This window comes from Dechloromonas aromatica RCB (genome assembly GCF_000012425.1).
In genome coordinates this window covers 3,368,786-3,385,406 of the sequence record NC_007298.1, presented here as the reverse complement: position 1 = coordinate 3,385,406, position 16,621 = coordinate 3,368,786, and the positions used below count along the sequence as shown (strand labels likewise).

At 59.5% G+C, this 16,621-nt stretch carries 20 protein-coding genes and 1 pseudogene; 14 read left to right on the top strand and 7 right to left on the bottom strand.

Going from position 1 to position 16,621, the window contains the following annotated elements; all coding sequences use genetic code 11:
• The first annotated feature begins 95 nt into the window (after positions 1-95).
• Entirely contained in the window at positions 96-593 is a 498-nt protein-coding gene (locus DARO_RS16090) for a disulfide bond formation protein B (protein ID WP_011288871.1), read from the top strand.
• Between the two features lie 52 nt (positions 594-645).
• Here the strand turns inward: DARO_RS16090 and rpmG are convergent, their stop codons facing one another.
• From rpmG to radC, 3 genes are all read right to left on the bottom strand, one after another.
• Positions 646-813: a 50S ribosomal protein L33 gene (gene rpmG, locus DARO_RS16085; protein ID WP_011288870.1), complete on the bottom strand. Its 168-nt coding sequence runs from the start codon at positions 811-813 to the stop codon at positions 646-648.
• Positions 814-831: 18 nt separating this feature from the next.
• Entirely contained in the window at positions 832-1,065 is a 234-nt protein-coding gene (gene rpmB / locus DARO_RS16080; RefSeq protein WP_011288869.1) for a 50S ribosomal protein L28, read from the bottom strand.
• Positions 1,066-1,146: 81 nt separating this feature from the next.
• Complete coding sequence (gene radC, locus DARO_RS16075; RefSeq protein WP_011288868.1) at positions 1,147-1,827, bottom strand: RadC family protein; 681 nt, start codon at positions 1,825-1,827, stop codon at positions 1,147-1,149.
• Positions 1,828-1,874: 47 nt separating this feature from the next.
• Between radC and coaBC the strand changes: the two genes are divergently transcribed.
• From coaBC to DARO_RS16055, 4 genes are all read left to right on the top strand, one after another.
• Positions 1,875-3,065, top strand: a complete 1,191-nt coding sequence (gene coaBC, locus DARO_RS16070; protein ID WP_011288867.1) for a bifunctional phosphopantothenoylcysteine decarboxylase/phosphopantothenate--cysteine ligase CoaBC — start codon at positions 1,875-1,877, stop codon at positions 3,063-3,065.
• Complete coding sequence (dut, locus tag DARO_RS16065) at positions 3,065-3,514, top strand: dUTP diphosphatase (RefSeq protein ID WP_011288866.1); 450 nt, start codon at positions 3,065-3,067, stop codon at positions 3,512-3,514. Before coaBC ends, dut begins: the two co-directional genes overlap by 1 nt.
• On the top strand, positions 3,511-4,113 hold the full coding sequence (locus DARO_RS16060; protein ID WP_011288865.1) for a cytochrome c4: 603 nt from the start codon (positions 3,511-3,513) through the stop codon (positions 4,111-4,113). The genes dut and DARO_RS16060 overlap by 4 nt, the downstream gene beginning before the upstream one ends.
• Before the next feature lie 64 nt (positions 4,114-4,177).
• Entirely contained in the window at positions 4,178-4,795 is a 618-nt protein-coding gene (locus DARO_RS16055) for a cytochrome c4 (protein ID WP_011288864.1), read from the top strand.
• A gap of 66 nt (positions 4,796-4,861) precedes the next feature.
• Here the strand turns inward: DARO_RS16055 and DARO_RS16050 are convergent, their stop codons facing one another.
• Together DARO_RS16050 and DARO_RS16045 are read right to left on the bottom strand one after the other, a co-directional pair.
• Positions 4,862-6,139, bottom strand: a complete 1,278-nt coding sequence (locus DARO_RS16050) for an FCSD flavin-binding domain-containing protein (protein WP_011288863.1) — start codon at positions 6,137-6,139, stop codon at positions 4,862-4,864.
• Between the two features lie 11 nt (positions 6,140-6,150).
• Complete coding sequence (locus tag DARO_RS16045) at positions 6,151-6,456, bottom strand: c-type cytochrome (protein ID WP_011288862.1); 306 nt, start codon at positions 6,454-6,456, stop codon at positions 6,151-6,153.
• A gap of 188 nt (positions 6,457-6,644) precedes the next feature.
• Here DARO_RS16045 and DARO_RS16040 point away from each other — a divergent pair, with 188 nt between their 5' ends.
• From DARO_RS16040 to DARO_RS16000, 9 genes are all read left to right on the top strand, one after another.
• A complete protein-coding gene (locus DARO_RS16040) occupies positions 6,645-6,965 on the top strand; it encodes a metalloregulator ArsR/SmtB family transcription factor (protein WP_011288861.1) in 321 nt (106 codons plus the stop codon).
• A gap of 40 nt (positions 6,966-7,005) precedes the next feature.
• Entirely contained in the window at positions 7,006-8,352 is a 1,347-nt protein-coding gene (gene soxC, locus DARO_RS16035) for a sulfite dehydrogenase (RefSeq protein WP_011288860.1), read from the top strand.
• Positions 8,336-9,382 (top strand): c-type cytochrome, encoded by a 1,047-nt coding sequence (locus DARO_RS16030; RefSeq protein ID WP_011288859.1) that lies wholly within the window; start codon positions 8,336-8,338, stop codon positions 9,380-9,382. The genes soxC and DARO_RS16030 overlap by 17 nt, the downstream gene beginning before the upstream one ends.
• A gap of 25 nt (positions 9,383-9,407) precedes the next feature.
• Entirely contained in the window at positions 9,408-9,875 is a 468-nt protein-coding gene (gene soxY, locus DARO_RS16025; protein WP_011288858.1) for a thiosulfate oxidation carrier protein SoxY, read from the top strand.
• Positions 9,876-10,024: 149 nt separating this feature from the next.
• Positions 10,025-10,336 (top strand): thiosulfate oxidation carrier complex protein SoxZ, encoded by a 312-nt coding sequence (gene soxZ / locus DARO_RS16020; protein WP_011288857.1) that lies wholly within the window; start codon positions 10,025-10,027, stop codon positions 10,334-10,336.
• Between the two features lie 78 nt (positions 10,337-10,414).
• Positions 10,415-11,230 carry a sulfur oxidation c-type cytochrome SoxA gene (gene soxA, locus DARO_RS16015; protein ID WP_011288856.1) on the top strand — a complete coding sequence of 272 codons (816 nt, stop codon included), beginning with the start codon at positions 10,415-10,417 and terminating at the stop codon, positions 11,228-11,230.
• Between the two features lie 14 nt (positions 11,231-11,244).
• Positions 11,245-11,892 carry a sulfur oxidation c-type cytochrome SoxX gene (soxX, locus tag DARO_RS16010; protein ID WP_011288855.1) on the top strand — a complete coding sequence of 216 codons (648 nt, stop codon included), beginning with the start codon at positions 11,245-11,247 and terminating at the stop codon, positions 11,890-11,892.
• Positions 11,893-11,972: 80 nt separating this feature from the next.
• Positions 11,973-13,694 (top strand): thiosulfohydrolase SoxB, encoded by a 1,722-nt coding sequence (gene soxB, locus DARO_RS16005; protein WP_011288854.1) that lies wholly within the window; start codon positions 11,973-11,975, stop codon positions 13,692-13,694.
• Positions 13,691-14,314, top strand: coding sequence for a rhodanese-like domain-containing protein (locus DARO_RS16000; protein ID WP_011288853.1), 624 nt, complete (start codon positions 13,691-13,693; stop codon positions 14,312-14,314). The genes soxB and DARO_RS16000 overlap by 4 nt, the downstream gene beginning before the upstream one ends.
• Positions 14,315-14,388: 74 nt before the next feature.
• Here the strand turns inward: DARO_RS16000 and DARO_RS15995 are convergent, their stop codons facing one another.
• Positions 14,389-15,474 carry a YeeE/YedE thiosulfate transporter family protein gene (locus tag DARO_RS15995; RefSeq protein ID WP_011288852.1) on the bottom strand — a complete coding sequence of 362 codons (1,086 nt, stop codon included), beginning with the start codon at positions 15,472-15,474 and terminating at the stop codon, positions 14,389-14,391.
• A gap of 363 nt (positions 15,475-15,837) precedes the next feature.
• Positions 15,838-16,206 (bottom strand): annotated as a pseudogene (locus DARO_RS23370) (methyl-accepting chemotaxis protein); the annotation flags it as partial.
• Positions 16,207-16,621 lie beyond the last annotated feature (415 nt).

Sequence of the window (16,621 nt, the reverse complement as noted above, 5' to 3'; positions counted from 1 at the left end):
CCAGAGTGCTATCGTCCGGAGTGCATGTTCTGTAGTCGCCGCCATGCGCGGCATCGCTTAGAATCTCGGCTGACTGTTCATTTGAAAGTGTCTTGATGATTTGCTCGAAAGTGCCCGTCAGGGCGTGGTTTGCGACGCTGGGGTTGGGATGCCTCGGTTTGGTTGCTGTTGGTATGGCGCTGCAAACTCTGTTGCACCTGGCGCCTTGCCCGCTCTGTATTTTTCAGCGCCTGCTCTATATCATGATTGGCTTTGTTGGCCTGCTTGGCTTCGTCTTGCCCGCAGGGCGGCTACTTTGGTCGACGCTGGCTGCCGGGCTTGGCGTTCTTGGCTTTGGCGTGGCTGCTTACCAGACCTGGATGCAGGCTTTTCCGGACCTGGCGCCGGAATGCGGCTTCACCGATCCCAATGCCATCGAGCGTCTGGTTGACTGGCTGGGCATGGAGTGGCCCTCAATGTTCCTGGCAACCGGTTTCTGTACCAGTCGCGATTGGGAGTTGTTGGGTTTGTCGATGGCCAACTGGTCGGTGCTGATCTTTGCTGGCATCGTGGCCTATGCGGTCTTGCTGTTTGTTCGTAAAGACCGGGCCTGAAAAAACAAAACCCGCCAGAAGGCGGGTTTGTCGAATGCTGGAGGTGGCTGAATTACTTCAGCTTAACTTCCTTGTAAGCAACGTGCTTACGTGCCTTCGGGTCGTACTTCATAAACTCCAGTTTTTCAGGCGTCGTGCGCTTGTTCTTGGAGGTGGTATAGAAGTGCCCGGTGCCAGCTGTAGATTCCAGCTTGATTTTTTCGCGACCGCCTTTAGCCATTTTATTTATCCTTCTTTATCAGACTTCGCCGCGAGCACGCAGATCGGCTAGGACGGCGTCGATGCCGTTCTTGTCGATGAGGCGCAGGCCGGCGTTGGAAACACGCAGACGCAGGAAGCGGTTTTCAGATTCGACCCAAAAACGACGGTACTGCAAGTTCGGCAGGAAGCGGCGTTTGGTTCTATTGTTGGCATGGGAAACCTTGTTCCCAACCATCGGGGCTTTACCCGTTACTTGGCAGACTCGCGCCATGATGGTGCTCCAGAATTCGCTAGAAGAGAGCCCACAAGTATAACTAAAATCCCTGGGGTATTTCAAGAGGTTTTATGAACTTTATAGCAAACCCCGTTCGGCAAAGGACAATGGCGGGGTGTTGCCGGCAACGATGAAGTGGTCGAGAACCTTGACGTCGACCATCGCCAGCGCCTCTTTCAGTGAACGTGTGAGCATTTCGTCAGCCCTTGACGGTTCGGCAATGCCGGACGGGTGATTATGGGCCAGGATGACTGCCGCTGCATTGTGGGCGAGTGCTGCCTTGACGACTTCACGCGGGTAGACCGAGGTCTGGGTCAAGGTGCCGGTGAATAACTCTTCTGCTTTCAGCAGTTGATTCTGGGCATCGAGCCATAGTGCCATGAACACTTCGTGGCCACGGCTCGCCAGTTTGAGGCGCAACCAGTCCCTTACCTTGCCGGGCGAGGTGAAGCTGTCACGGGTTGCCATCTCCTGTGACAACGCACGGCGGGTCAGTTCGAAGCTGGCTTTCAGCTGTGCCGCCTTGGCCATGCCGATGCCGGATACGCTGGCCAGTTCTTCGAGCGAAGCTTCGGCCAGTGTGCCGAGCCGACCATCGAAGCGGTGTAAGAGATCGCGTGCCAGATCGACGGCACTCTTGCCGCGCACGCCGACTCTTAGATAGATAGCCAGTAATTCGGCGTCGGACAGTGCGGCCGGGCCGTGTGCCAGCAGCCGCTCGCGTGGTCGCTCGCCTTCTGGCCAATCGGTAATCGCCATATTCTTTTCCAGTAGAATGTGCGGACACCAATTCTAATGGTAAGACAATGGAATTATTGGGAAAACGCATCGTTCTCGGCGTGACCGGCGGTATCGCTGCCTACAAGGCGGCTGAGCTAGTTCGCTTGTTGCGCAAGCAGGGTGCCGATGTACAGGTGGCGATGACCGAAGGGGCGACTCACTTCGTGACGGCGACCACCTTTCAGGCGCTGTCCGGCCAAGCGGTCTATCTCGATCAATGGGATGCCCGGATGCCGAACGCGATGGCTCACATCGACCTTTCGCGCTCGGCCGATTTGATTCTGGTTGCGCCGGCTTCGGCCGATTTTCTTGCCCGTATCGCCTGCGGCATGGCTGACGATCTGCTGGCGACCATGGTGCTGGCTCGCGATTGCCCCTTGCTGGTGGTGCCGGCAATGAACCGCCAGATGTGGGAAAACCCGGCGACGCAACGCAATGTCAGCCAATTGCAGGCCGACGGCGTGCAGGTGCTTGGCCCGGCCAGTGGTGAGCAGGCTTGTGGTGAAGTCGGCGCCGGGCGCATGCTGGAGCCGGAAGAAATTCTTGAAGAAGTGCTCACCTTCTTCATGCCCAAGGTGTTGCTCAGCCAGAAGCTGCTGATTACTGCCGGGCCGACTTTTGAGGCAATCGACCCGGTGCGTGGCATCACCAACCTGTCTTCCGGTCGCATGGGGTATGCCGTGGCGCGCGCCGCACGGCAGGCCGGAGCGGAGGTGACCCTGGTTTCGGGGCCGGTTGGCTTTGCCGCACCGCTGGGCGTTGAGCGCATCAATATCAGGAGCGCGCTGGAAATGCATGCGGCGGTGATGGCACGAGCGCCAGCAGCCGATATATTTATCGGCGTTGCTGCCGTGGCCGATTATCGCGTGGCTAATGCTGCCGAGCACAAACTGAAGAAGGACACTGGCGGCATTCCGCCGATCGAACTGATCGAGAATCCGGATATCCTGGCTGAAGTAGCTGCGCTGAAGGATGGCCCGTTCTGCGTTGGATTCGCAGCCGAAAGCCGTAGTCTGGAAGAGTATGCTCAGGCCAAGCGACGCAAGAAGAATATCCCGTTGATTGCCGGTAACCTGATCCAGGATGGTTTTGGTGGTGACGATAACCGACTGGTGTTGTTTGACGATGCCGGCACCCATCCGCTGACACCCGCACCCAAGTCGGTGCTGGCGCGGCAACTGATCGAACACATTGCCAAACTGACAGGAAGAAACTGATGCATCAGATCGACGTAAAAATCCTCGATAACCGCCTGCGTGAAACGCCCCCGCATTACGCGACGCCGGGATCAGCCGGGCTGGATCTGCGCGCCTGCATTGAAGCGCCGTTGCATGTCGAGCCGGGCCAGACGACGCTGGTGCCGACCGGCATGGCCATCCACCTCGCCGACCCGGGGCTGGCGGCGATGATCCTGCCGCGCTCCGGCCTTGGTCACAAGCACGGTATCGTGCTTGGCAACCTGGTCGGGTTGATCGACAGCGACTATCAGGGCGAACTGATGGTGTCGGTCTGGAATCGCGGGCATGCGAGCTTTACGCTGAATCCGCTGGATCGCATCGCTCAATTGATTATCGTGCCGGTCTTGCAGGTTGGCTTCAATATTGTCGATGACTTCGATGCCAGCCATCGTGGTGAAGGTGGTTTCGGCAGTACGGGGAAGGCATGATTCGACGTTTTGTCGTTGCCGCCGCGGCACTTTTTGCGGTGGCCGCGCAGGCCGTGGAGGATCAGGCGCTGATGCAGCGTGGCGAAGAGCAGGTCATGGGCAAATGTTTTCTGTGCCACGGTGCGACCGGTGACAGTTCCAGTCCGCTCTATCCGAAGCTGGCTGGCCAGAACGAGGCCTATCTGCTCAAGCAGTTACGTAACTTCAAGTCGGGCGAGCGCGAGAGTAGCGACATGCGCAAGATCGTGGCCGACATGGACGATAACGACATGCGGGCGGCGGCGCATTATTTCAGCCACCAGGAGCCGAGCCGGGGCAAGTCGGCTTACGGGGAGATGCGCGCTATCGGCGAGCAGATCTACAAGCAGGGCAACGCCGCCAAGGGGCTGACGCCCTGCCGCGAGTGCCACGGCGAGACCGGGACCGGATCGGACGTGCTGCCGCGCATCGCTGGCCAGCATACGCTCTATATCGAAACCCAATTGACGCTGTTCGAGGAGCGCAAGCGGACCAACGACAATGCACTGATGCAGGACATTGCCAAGCGTCTGACCACCGATGAAATTCGCGCCGTGGCCGAGTTTCTGCGCGCCCTGTGAGCTCGTTGCTTTTCGAATAGAAGAAAATTAATATTTGATTATTATCAAATATAAGGGGGTGGTGATGTTTCGGCTGGTTCAACGAGGTATTGCTTTGGGGCTGTTGGTTGGGTCAAGTGTCGTGCTGGCGGCCGATGCTGCACCTGTCGATCTGAAGCGGGCGGAAGAAATCGTCGGGGGACGTTGCTTCCTTTGTCATGGCCTGAATGGCGAGTCAGCCAGTGCGGTCTTTCCGCGTCTGGCCGGCCAGCACTCCGAATACATCGCCAAGCAACTGGGTGACTTCAAGTCCGGCAAACGGGCCAGCGACACCATGAAGCCGCAGGCGGAGGATCTGACGCCAGCCGAAATGCAAGCACTCGGTGCCTTCTTCCAGGCCAAGGTGGTCGGGCCGCGCCCGGCCAGGGATGCCGAATTACTGGCAGTCGGTAAGTTTATTTTCAATCGTGGCAACCAGTTTAGCGGCTTGCCGGCCTGTTCGACCTGCCACGGTGCCAAGGGGTTGGGGACGCCGCAGTTGCCGCGCCTGGCCGGCCAGCATCCGCGCTATATCGAGGACCAGCTCAAGCAGTTCAACAAGCGCGAGCGGACCAATGACAACGCAGTGATGCACACCATCGCGTCCAAGTTGTCCGAGCTGGAAACCCATGCCGTGGCTGAGTACATCGCAACGCTGGATTGAGCCATGAGCTCATTGAAATGACAAAAGGCCGCAAATGCGGCCTTTTGTCATTGCTGCAGATAAAAATCAGGTCAGCATGTCGGCCCAGATGTTCTTGGCCCAGCCCATGGCGACCTTGGCTTCCAGTTCGTTGCGAGCGACGGAGACCCCGCCGGCGCCCTTGACCGGTTGCACGGTCTTGGTGGCAGCATCGTACTGGTGCACCGACGACACGTGGATGACGTTCTTGCTATCGACGAAGCTGTAGCAGGTGTTCATGACCACCGGTTCCGGGTTCGGTTCCTGGCCGGAGAGCAGGTTCAGGATTGCAGCTGCGGCGAGCTTGCCGTGCTGGTTGGCCATGTGGCCGGACTTAGGCATGGTCGGCGCCGGGAAGACGGCGTCGCCCAGTACGTGGATGCCCGGTGTGCTGGTCGATTCCATCGACAGCCAGTTGATGTCCACCCAGCGGTTGTTGATCAGCTTGATGCCCGATTTGGCGGCGATGTCGCCGGCCCGGTGCGGCGGGATGACATTCAGCACATCGGCCTTGAACTTGTCGAATTCCAGCACGGCAGTGTTGGTGCCGACTTCGACATCCTTCACTTCGCTGTTGTTGCGGTATTCGATGATGCCCTTGTAGAGATCAGTCCATGCCTTGGTAAACAGGGCTTTCTTGGACATCACGTCTTCGTTGGCATCAAGGATGACGACCTTCGATTTCGGCTTGCTCTTCTTGAAGTAGTCGGCGACCAGACAGGCGCGCTCGTAAGGTCCGGGCGGGCAGCGATAGGGGGCCTTGGGGATGGAAATGGCGTAGGTGCCACCATCCTTCATCGACTCCAGTTGCTTGCGCAGGGCGACGGTCTGCGGGCCGGCCTTCCAGGCATGCAGAATCTTCGACTGGGCATCGGCGTTGTTCAGGCCGGGAATCTGGTCGAACATGAAATCGACGCCCGGCGACAGGACCAGACGGTCGTAGCTCAGGGCGCTGCCGCCCTTCAGGGCAATCGTTTTCTTGGCCGCATCGACCGAGACCACGTCGTCTTGGATAACGCGGACGCCCCATTTGCTGCGCAGGCCTTCGTAGCTGATCGTGATGTCTTCCATGGTCTTGGTGCCACCAATGACCAGGTTGGAGATCGGGCAGGAGATGAAGGTCGGGTTGCGCTCGATCAGCGTGACCTGCACGCCGCCTTCACTCCACATGCGCAGGTATTTGGCAACCGTCGCACCGCCGTAGCCGCCACCGACCACGACGACATGGCCGCTCGCCTTGTTGCCGCCGGCACAGCCGTAGAGGGAAGCCATCGCGCCGGCTGCCGCGCCCACTTTCAGGAAATCACGTCTTTTCATCAGGATCATGGTGGTCTCCCTTATTTTTGTGCGGCGAAATAGCCGGCGATCAGATCAAGTTGCGCTTCGGTGTAGCCCTTGGAGATCTGATGCATGATCGAGGCAGGCTTGTCGCCGCTCTTGTAGTCGGCCAGTTTCTGCAGGATCTTGGCTTTTTCCATGCCGGCCAGGGCATCCATGCCGGAGCCCTTGACGGCATTGCCGTTGGTGCCATGACAGTTGGCGCAAGTCGCAGCCAGGTTGCGGGCCAGATAGGGGTCAGCCGCCTGCGAGGTGCCGGCGGCAGCCAGCAGGCACACGGCTGCGATGGGAGCAAACAGTTTCATCGAGACATCTCCTCTAGTGTTGTCGATAGTTTATATAGCCGATTTTATGGGCGATCGGTCCAGATCAGCTTAGTACCAAGGGTATAAGCCTTTTGGATAAATTGCATGCTGCATTGCAACAATATTAGTGGTTGACTATATAAGTGAGCAGTTATACATTGATTCTTTGATTGAGGTCAAAGAGTGATATGGACGAAGCAGAACAGGTCTTTGCGCAGGTAGCTAGTTACTTCGGATTACTCGCTGATCCGACGCGCTTGCGCATTCTCTCCTGTTTGTGTGGCGAAGAGCGCCCTGTTCATGACGTCGTGGAAAGAATCGGCCTGACGCAAGCCAACATTTCGCGTCATCTGAACATCCTTTACCGGGCCGGCGTGGTTGATAGGCGGCGGGAGGGGAGTTCGGTCCTGTACAAGGTGGTCGATCCGAATTTTGTCGACATCTGCCGGACGGTCAGCATCACGGTGGCAAGCCGCGATCTGGGCGACGAGTTGGGTATCGGAAAGTGATTTGCAGTAATTGACTCAAATAGTGGAGGGGTGTTTCCAGATGGGTGATATCACTAAAAAGCCGGGGCGTTTGCGACCAGCGCCGGAGAACTTCCTGTCGGAAGATCAGGTCAAGGCCGTCGGCGCCGGGCGTCGCGATTTTTTGCGCAAGAGCTTCCTGGCGGCCGGCGCGGCGATGGCAGCACCGCTCGCCGTACGCGCCAGCGAAGGCGATCCGAATATTCTCAATCTGCCGGCCTGGAGCACGTCTCTCGGCATGCCGGTGGCAACCAATCCGTACGGTATGCCATCGAAATTCGAGAGCCAGTTGGTGCGTCGCGAGTCGCCGGGTCTGGCCCGTGTCGGCGGCGCCTCGGTGTCGTTTGCGCCGCTGCAGGGCCTGTTCGGCATCATCACGCCGTCCGGCCTGCACTTTGAGCGCCATCACCAGGGCTGGCAGGATGTCGATCCGACCAAGCATCGCCTGATGATCAACGGTTCGGACGACTCGCTGCTCAAGAAGCCCAAGGTCTACACGATGGACGAGTTGATGCGCCTGCCCTCGGTGTCGCGCATCCATTTCATCGAATGCGGCGCCAACACCGGTCTCGAATGGGGCAATGTCGCCGTGCCGACTGTGCAATACACGCACGGCATGCTGTCCTGCTCGGAATTTACCGGTGTACCGCTCAAGCTGCTTCTGGAAGACTGCGGGGTCGATTACAAGAAGGCCCGCTATGTGCTGGCCGAGGGGGCTGACGGCTCCTCGATGACACGTACCATTCCGATGGAAATGGTCGAGTCCGGGGAAGTGATCGTCGCCTACGGCCAGAACGGCGAAATGCTGCGCCCGGAAAACGGCTACCCGCTGCGCCTGGTCGTGCCGGGCGTGCAGGGCGTGTCGTGGGTCAAGTGGCTGCGTCGCATCGAAGTCGGTGACATGCCTTACGCCACCAAGGACGAGGCCGTGCATTACATCGACCTGCTGCCGAGTGGCCTGCACCGCCAGTACAGCTCGATTCAGGAGGCCAAGTCGGTCATCACCACGCCGTCCGGCGGCCAGACGTTGGTTGAAAAAGGCTTCTTCAACGTTTCCGGCCTCGCCTGGTCAGGTCGCGGCCGCATCAAACAGGTCGATGTCTCGTTTGATGGTGGCCTCAACTGGCAGACGGCCCGTCTCGAAGGTCCAGTCCAGAACAAGGCGCTGACCCGCTTCAATATCAACTGGGTATGGGACGGTTCGCCGGCCATCCTGCAGTCGCGGGCCACCGACGAAACCGGCTACGTGCAGCCGAGCTACGGCCAGTTGCGCAAGGTGCGCGGCACTAAGTCCATCTATCACAACAACGCCATCCAGTCCTGGAAAGTCGTCGAAAGCGGGGAGGTCACCAATGTCCAGGTTCTCTAAAACGATTCTGGTCCTGGCGCTACTGGGGGCGTCGAGCACCGGTTTTTCCTTTGAAAACTTCAAAGGTGTCGGTCGACAGGCGACCCCGGCCGAAGTGAAGGCCTGGGACATCGATGTTCGCCCCGACTTCAAGGGCCTGCCCAAGGGCAAGGGCAATGTCGAGCGCGGCAACGAGCTGTTCGAGGAGAAGTGTGCGTCCTGCCACGGCTCCTTCGGCGAGTCGAATGAAGTGTTCACCCCGCTGGCCGGCGGCACAACCAAGGACGACATCAAGACTGGCCGCGTCAAGGGCCTGTCCTCTGGTGAACTGCCGCAGCGTACGACCTTCACCAAGGTGGCGACGATTTCGACGGTCTTCGACTACATCCAGCGCGCCATGCCATGGACGGCGCCGAAGTCGCTGAAGCCGGACGATGTTTACGCCATCCTGGCCTACCTGCTCAATCTGCAGGAGATCGTGCCGGCCGACTTCGAACTGTCCGACAGGAACATTGCCGACGTCCAGAAGCTGCTGCCCAACCGCAACGGCATGACGACCGACCACGGTCTGTGGCCTGGCGCCTCGGCCAAGAAGGGTGGCATTGGCAACGGCGGCATTCCAGACGTGAAGAACGTGGCGTGCATGAAGAACTGCAAGCCGGAAGTGCAGATCGGTTCGACCCTGCCTGAGTACGCCCGCACCGCGCATGGCGAGCTGGCTGACCAGAACCGCAATTTCGGCGCTGTACGCGGTACCCGTACGCTCGGCCCGGAAGCAGCGAAGAAGGCGGCCGATGCCGGCACGCTGGAACTGGCCACGAAGAGCGGCTGCATGGCCTGTCACGGCATGAAGAGCAAGATCGTCGGCCCCGGCTACAGCGAAGTCGTTGCCCGCTACCAGGGGCAGCCCGACGCCGAATCCCGCCTGATCGCCAAGGTCAAGGCCGGTGGTCAGGGCGTCTGGGGCTCGATCCCGATGCCGCCGAACGCTCACGTCAAGGATGAAGACCTGAAGACACTGGTCCAGTGGATTCTGGCTGGTTCCAAGTAATTCCCATTTCTACAGAGGAGAAGTCATGAACAATCAACGTCGCACCGTACTCAAATCCGGCTCCGGCGCCGCCCTGCTGGGCATGCTGGCTGCTGCCGGCATCATCACCCCGGGCATGGCCCTGGCCGACTGGAACAAGGCTGCCTTCGACGCCAAGAGCATGGCCGACACGCTGAAGGCACTCGGTGCCGGTTCGCCGGCCGACAGCAAGGACGTTCAGGTCACCGGTCCGGATATCGCCGAAAACGGTGCCGTGGTGCCGGTCGGCGTCGCTTCCTCGCTGCCCAACATCAGCATGGTCGCCATCCTGATCGAGAAGAACCCGAACGCGCTGGCCGCCACCTTCGTGCTGCCGGAAGGCACCGAAGCTAACGTCCAGACCCGCGTCAAGATGGGCCAGACCTCCAACATCTACGCGCTGGTCAAGTCGGATGGCAAGTTCTTCATGGCGACCAAGGAAATCAAGGTCACCCTGGGCGGCTGCGGCGGCTAAAACGGGGTTATGGCTACTGCGCTCGGCATAGCTGCGTTGCGCCCGGTCGCCGTGCAATTTGCACTGTCTCCCGGTCGCGCCTTGCTCTGCCATCGCTCGCTACGCCATCCCTCCCGTTTTCATACACACAGAATTTAGGAGAAATACTCATGGGCAATCCAATGAAAATCCGCGCCGCCAACAAGGACGGCGTTACCGAAGTGAAGGTTCTGGTCAGCCACGAAATGGAAACCGGCCAGCGCAAGGATGCGGCTGGCGCCATCGTGCCGGCCTGGTTCATCACCGAACTGATCGCCAAGCATGGCGACAAGGTCGTGCTGAGCAGCGAATTCGGACCATCCGTGTCCAAGAACCCCTACCTGGCGTTCAAGTTCAAGGGCGGCGCCAAGGGTGAAAAGATCACGGTCAGCTGGAAGGACAACAAGGGCGACAGCCGCAGCGACGAAGCCACCATCGGCTGATTTGCCGATGAATTGCGGCAGCTAGGCGGCACAGACCGCCGCTGTCGCCGCAACACGTACCCCGTGGAGGAGTAATTCATGATCCAACGTTTGTTGAAAACGCTGGTTGGCGTGGCCACCATTGCCGCTTTTGCCGGCAGCGTCCTGGCTCAGGACAGCAAGGTGGCCGACGAACTGGCCAAATACCGCGAAGCGCTGGCTGATGGCAATCCAGCCGATCTGCTCGAAGTGAAGGGCGAAGGCTTGTGGTCCGAAAAGCGCGGGCCGAAGCAGGTGTCGCTCGAACAGTGCGACCTCGGCCTCGGGCCGGGCAAGCTGGAAGGCGCTTACGCCCAGTTGCCGAAGTATTTCAAGGACACCGGCAAGGTGATGGATGTCGAATCCCGCCTCGTACATTGCATGGTGACCTTGCAAGGCTTCAAGCAGGAGCAGGTGACCCGCCAATGGTTCTCGAAGCCGGGCCAGGATTCGGATATCGAGGCGTTGGTCACCTTCATCGGTGCCAAGTCGAATGGCAAGCCGATCAATGTGCCGGCAAGCCACCCGGAAGAAGCCAAGATGGCCAAGATGGGCGAGTACATTTTCTATCGCCGCTCCGGCCCGCAGGACTTTTCCTGCGCCATCTGCCACGGCCAGGAGGGCAAACGCATCCGCCTGCAGGATCTCGGCAACCTGACGACCAAGGACGGTGCCGGCACGGCGATGAAGACCTGGCCATCCTACCGGGTGTCGCAAGGCGCCGTGTGGACCATGCAGCGTCGCCTGATCGACTGCATGCGCCAGGCTCGCTGGCCTGAACCGAACTATCTGGCCGATTCGATCATCGCGCTGGAAACCTACCTGCAAAAAAATGCGACCGGCACCGTGATGGAAACGCCGGGGATCAAACGCTGAAAAGGGAGATGACCATGAAATTGAAATTTGCCCTTTTCTTCGCGCTGAGCGCAGCTTTCGGTGCTTCGGCCCAGGCCGACAAGCCGGTCGATGCGCCGGGCGGAAAATTTGCCAAGGACGCCGAGCAGATGTTTCGTTCCTCGTTCCGGACCGACAATTCGAAATACTGGATGGCGCGTCTGGACCAGGATGAAACGATGAAGACCTGTGGCCTCTATCGTGACAACCCGCCGCGCAAGCTTGGCGAAAAACTGGAAAAGCTGAACGCGGCGACCATCCGCTACCCGGTCGAAGGCAAGCTGATCGGCGACTGGAAGGAAGGAGAGAAGTTGGCGGCGGTCGGCACCGGCGGCCATATCGGCTTCATCCAGCCCGACCCGGCCGGCAAGCTGCGTGGTGGCAACTGCTACGCCTGCCACCAGCTCGCCAAACAGGAAGTTGCCTACGGCACGATCGGACCGAGCCTGCAGCATTTCGGCAAAATCCGCGGCAATTCGGAAGAGATCATCAAGTACGCCTACGACAAGATCTACAACTCCAACGCTTTTACCGCCTGTACCAACATGCCGCGTTTCGGCCTGCACAGCTGGCTGACGCCGGAGCAGATCACCCACATCGTGGCTTTTCTGATCGATCCGGAATCGCCGGTCAACAAAGACTAGAACTTGCGTGATTAGCCCGGCCGGGAAACTGGTCGGGCATTTTTTGGCTTCGCCGAAATACCGTTTTCAAGGATTAAAAAATGAGCATGAATCGTCGTGAATTCCTTCAGGTCATGGCCGTTGCCGCAGCCGGCGGCATGTCCCTGCACAGCGAGCTGGCCATGGCCGAAAAAGGCGCCGCCAAGCTGTACGACCTGCCCAAATTCGGCAATGTCAGCCTGTTGCATATCACCGACTGTCATGCCCAGTTGCTGCCCATCTACTTCCGCGAACCGAACGTCAATCTCGGTTTCGGCGACCAGTTCGGCAAGGTGCCGCACCTGGTGGGTGACAACCTGCTCAAGCATTTCGGTTTCAAACCGAACACCATCGAGGCGCACGCCTATACCTATCTGAATTTCGAGCAGGCCGCCAAGACCTACGGCAAGGTCGGCGGCTTTGCCCACCTCGCCACGCTGGTCAAGCGCATGAAAGCCAATCGGCCCGGCGCGCTGCTGCTCGACGGCGGCGACACCTGGCAAGGCTCCGGCACGGCGCTGTGGTCGAACGCGCAGGACATGGTCGACGCCTGCAAGGCGCTCGGCGTCAATGTCATGACCCTGCACTGGGAATCGACCTACGGCGAGGCCCGGGTCAAGGAAATCGAGGAAAAGGATTTCGCCGGCCAGATCGACATCGTCGCCCAGAACGTCAAGACCACCGATTTCGGCGATGCCGTCTTCAAGCCCTTCGTGATGAAGAACATGAACGGCGTGCCGGTCGCCATCATCGGCCAGGCCTTCCCCTACACGCCGATTGCCAACCCGCGCTGGCAGACGCCGAACTGGAGCTTCGGCATCCAGGAAGAGAACATGCAGAAGACCGTCGACGAAGCCCGCGCCGCCGGTGCGCAGGTCGTTGTCGTGCTGTCGCACAACGGCATGGACGTGGACCTCAAGATGGCTTCGCGCATCAAGGGTATCGACGCCATCCTCGGCGGCCACACCCACGACGGCATGCCGGCACCGGTCGTTGTCAAGAATGCCGGTGGCCAGACTCTGGTCACCAATGCCGGCTCCAACGGCAAGTACCTCGGTGTGCTCGATTTCGACGTCAAGAATGGCAAGATCGCCGACTTCCGCTACAAACTGCTGCCGGTCTTCGCCAACCTGCTGCCGGCCGACAAGGACATGCAGACGTTGATCGACAAGGCGCGTGCACCGTACCTGTCCAAGCTCAACGAAAAGTTGGCCATCTCCGAAGGCACGCTGTATCGCCGCGGCAATTTCAACGGCACCTTCGATCAGGTCATTCTCGATGCGCTGATGAAGGTCAAGGACGCCGAAATCGCCTTCTCGCCCGGCTTCCGCTGGGGCACCTCGCTGCTGCCCGGCCAGCCCATCCTGATGGAACACGTGCTCGACCAGACCGCGATCACTTACCCATGGACGACGGTGACCAACATGAGCGGCGAGATGATCAAAACGGTGCTCGAAGATGTCTGCGACAACCTGTTCAATCCGGACCCGTACTACCAGCAAGGGGGCGACATGGTGCGCGTTGGCGGCCTGCAATGGACCTGCGAGCCGACCGCCAGGATGGGCCAGCGCATCCAGAACATGATGCTCAAGGGCAAGCCCATTGACCCAGCCAAGACCTACAAGGTCGCGGGCTGGGCGCCGGTATCCGAGGAGGCCAAGGGGTCTGGCGCGCCGATTTGGGACGTTGTGGCCGAATACCTCCGCGACATCAAGACCGTCAAACCGGTGAGTCTCAACCTGCCGACCCTGAAGGGCGCGGCGAACAACCCGGGGATTGCATGATGGACAAACGTCAGTTTTTCAAGCGTACGTTGGCCGTTGCCTTGCTGGCAGTATCCTCGCTGAGCTTGGCGGCCGACTGGGCGCCGGGCAGTACGGACTGGGACAAGCTGCCGGAGGCCAAGAAATCCAAACTCGGCCTCTATCTGACTCCGCAACAGGCCTACGACATGAAGAAGAAAGACCCGAAAGGCGTTGCCTTCTTCGATGTCCGGACCCGGGCCGAAGCGATGTACGTCGGCTGGCCGAGCGATGCCGATGCGCTGGTGCCCTATGTTGAACATCCTGAACTGATGACCGAATGGGACGACAAGCGCTTCATGTACAAGCTGGAGCCGAATCAGGACTTCGTGCCGGAAGCGGAGCGTCGTTTGAAGGAAATGGGCCTGGGCAAGGACGCCACCATCATCCTGATCTGCCGCTCCGGCGACCGCAGTTCAAAGGCGCAGGATCGTTTGCAGATGGCCGGTTACAGCAAGGTCTACAGCGTTGCCGAAGGCTTTGAAGGCGATACCGTCAAGGATGGCCCGAAAAACGGGCAGCGTGCGGTCAATGGCTGGAAAAACGCCAATCTGCCATGGACCTACAAGCTGGATAAAGCGAAGATGTATTTCGCCAAGTAAGGCACAAATTCAGGTGAAGGCCCGCCGCAGTTGTTCTGCTGGCGGGCTTTTTCCCTTTTGGGCCAATCCACTGCTCAAGGTTGATAGGCAGTAGGGATAGACGTGCTGGCTTTCGGGCGGTCGATCAAGGCATTGGTCAGCCCGGCGCCGACCCACATGCCGATCAGCGAAATCCAGGCGGTCAGCGCGAAGATGGCCGCACCGGAGACGCCGGCACCCACGGCACAGCCGCCGGCCAGCATGCCGCCAAAGCCCATGCAGACAGCGCCTGCAATATAGCGGCGCATGCTGTGCCCATCCTTGAAGCCTTCAAGTTTCAATTCACGCCCCCAAAGCGCAGCGAGGAATGAACCGAGAACGACGCCCGGGACCAGGCCGATATTGAAATCCCAGGGTTGCCCCGGCGGCGATAGCACCAGCATCAGTGTGTCCGCCGAGGGACCGGTGAAACTCAAGCTCTGGACCGGGATGATCTCGAAGGATTGGGTGCCAATCTGGTAGGTGACCAGCCAGGCCAGCCCGACCATGATGCCGACGCCGGTGGCGCCGAGGCATTCGCGGGCGCCAAGCCTGGCTCGCCGGGCAAAGATGATGGCCGCAGCAAGCCAGATCAGACCGAACAGCAGCCCGCCGGAATGCCCCATGTGCAGCGTGGCGAGAAGGTCTCTGGTTCCGCCGCCCTGAATCGTCCACCAGCCGGAAATCCAGGTTCGCACCGGGGAAAGCAGGCCGTTCAGCGAAGCCTGGGCGGCGACGGCGAAAATCAGTCCAGTCAGCAAGGCGCGCAGGTTGCCATTGGCGGCGAGGACCAGCATGCGCGATGAACAGCCCCGGGCCAGGATCATGCCGATACCGAACAATAGCCCTCCGACCAGCGCGCCCGAAATGCTGCCGGTGGCGGCCAGTTGGCGGGCCTGCGAAACGTCCAGCCAGCCCTGGGTAATGAACAGTTGTGTTGCGATGACGGCAGCCGAAAAGGCAAAGAGCCAGACGGCCAATCTGCCACTGCCAGCACGATTCCAGAATTCGACCACGGCGGAGCGCAGGCAGAAGCGGGAACGCTGGGCAAACAGGCCGAAGAGTAGTCCGATCAGCAACCCGGCCAGCGTGACTGTAGTCTTTTCACCGAGGGTTTCGATCAGACTGTTCAGATCCATCATTCATGCTTCAAATTACAGCGTTACATGCCGAGCGGATTAGAATAGCTCGATTTCTCCATCGCTGCTCGATTTGGCATGGCTGGCAGCGTTGGTCGAGTGGATCGCATCACTCTTGACGTGGGAATTGACCAGCAACTCGACCAGTTTCTGGCTGCGCTTGCGGAAACGCTGGAGGCCATCGGATTCGTTGTCGTGCTGCAGGGCGAGGAAGGCATGCATGTATTCACCCACATTGACGGTACGCTGACTGATGCGTCCCATCATCTGCGTCACGATGTCTTCGAACTGCATGGCCATCACGCCTTCCTGCGTCAGATTGTGCATCTGCTCGGTGACTGCCGTGATGTGGTCGGAGTGTTCGCGCGCCTTGCCGGTCAGTTCCAGTAACTCGCTGCCCAATTCGTGCAGGGTTGTGCGGGACTTCTCGGCGATACTCATGTCGATGTTGGTCGCATCGGCGATGCGGACGCCCACCGCCTGAAGTGATTTCAGGATGTCGTTCAGGCCAACGCGAATATCGACGTTGAATTCGCCGGTACGGGCGGCGAGATTGCGCACTTCATCGGCGACCACGGCGAAGCCACGGCCAGCTTCGCCGGCACGAGCGGCTTCGATGGCCGCATTGAGGGCCAGCAGGTCGGTCTGCTTGGTGATGCCGGCGATATCGTTGAGTGAGCCGGTGATGTTCTTCACCTGATTCTGCATCTGATCGAAGCTCTGCGCGATACCCTGGCTGGTTGTTTGCAGTTGGGTCATCTTGCTGACGAATTCCGCAATCAGTGCATTGGTTTCGTCGAAGAAGCGTTGCAGGCTGACCTGCGAATTGGCCTGGCTGTGATCCGAGTCGGTCATTTGCAGCATCTGATCGATCAGCGAACGCAGTACCTGGCGCTGATCGGATGACTGCGATTCAAGACCGGTCAGGCTGCCGGAGATCTTGTTGACCGACGCGCGAATAACTTCCTGCGCTTCCTGCATGTCCTTTTCCAACGAGGTGAACTGCAATTCGGCATGGGCCATAGCCTCGTTGGAAAGCACATGGTATTCGGACATCACGTCATTTAGTTCATTAACGTGATTCTGCTGGTGCGCTTTCCAGCGTTTCCGCTCACGAAATGAAAACAGGATCGAGGCAATGACAAGCCCG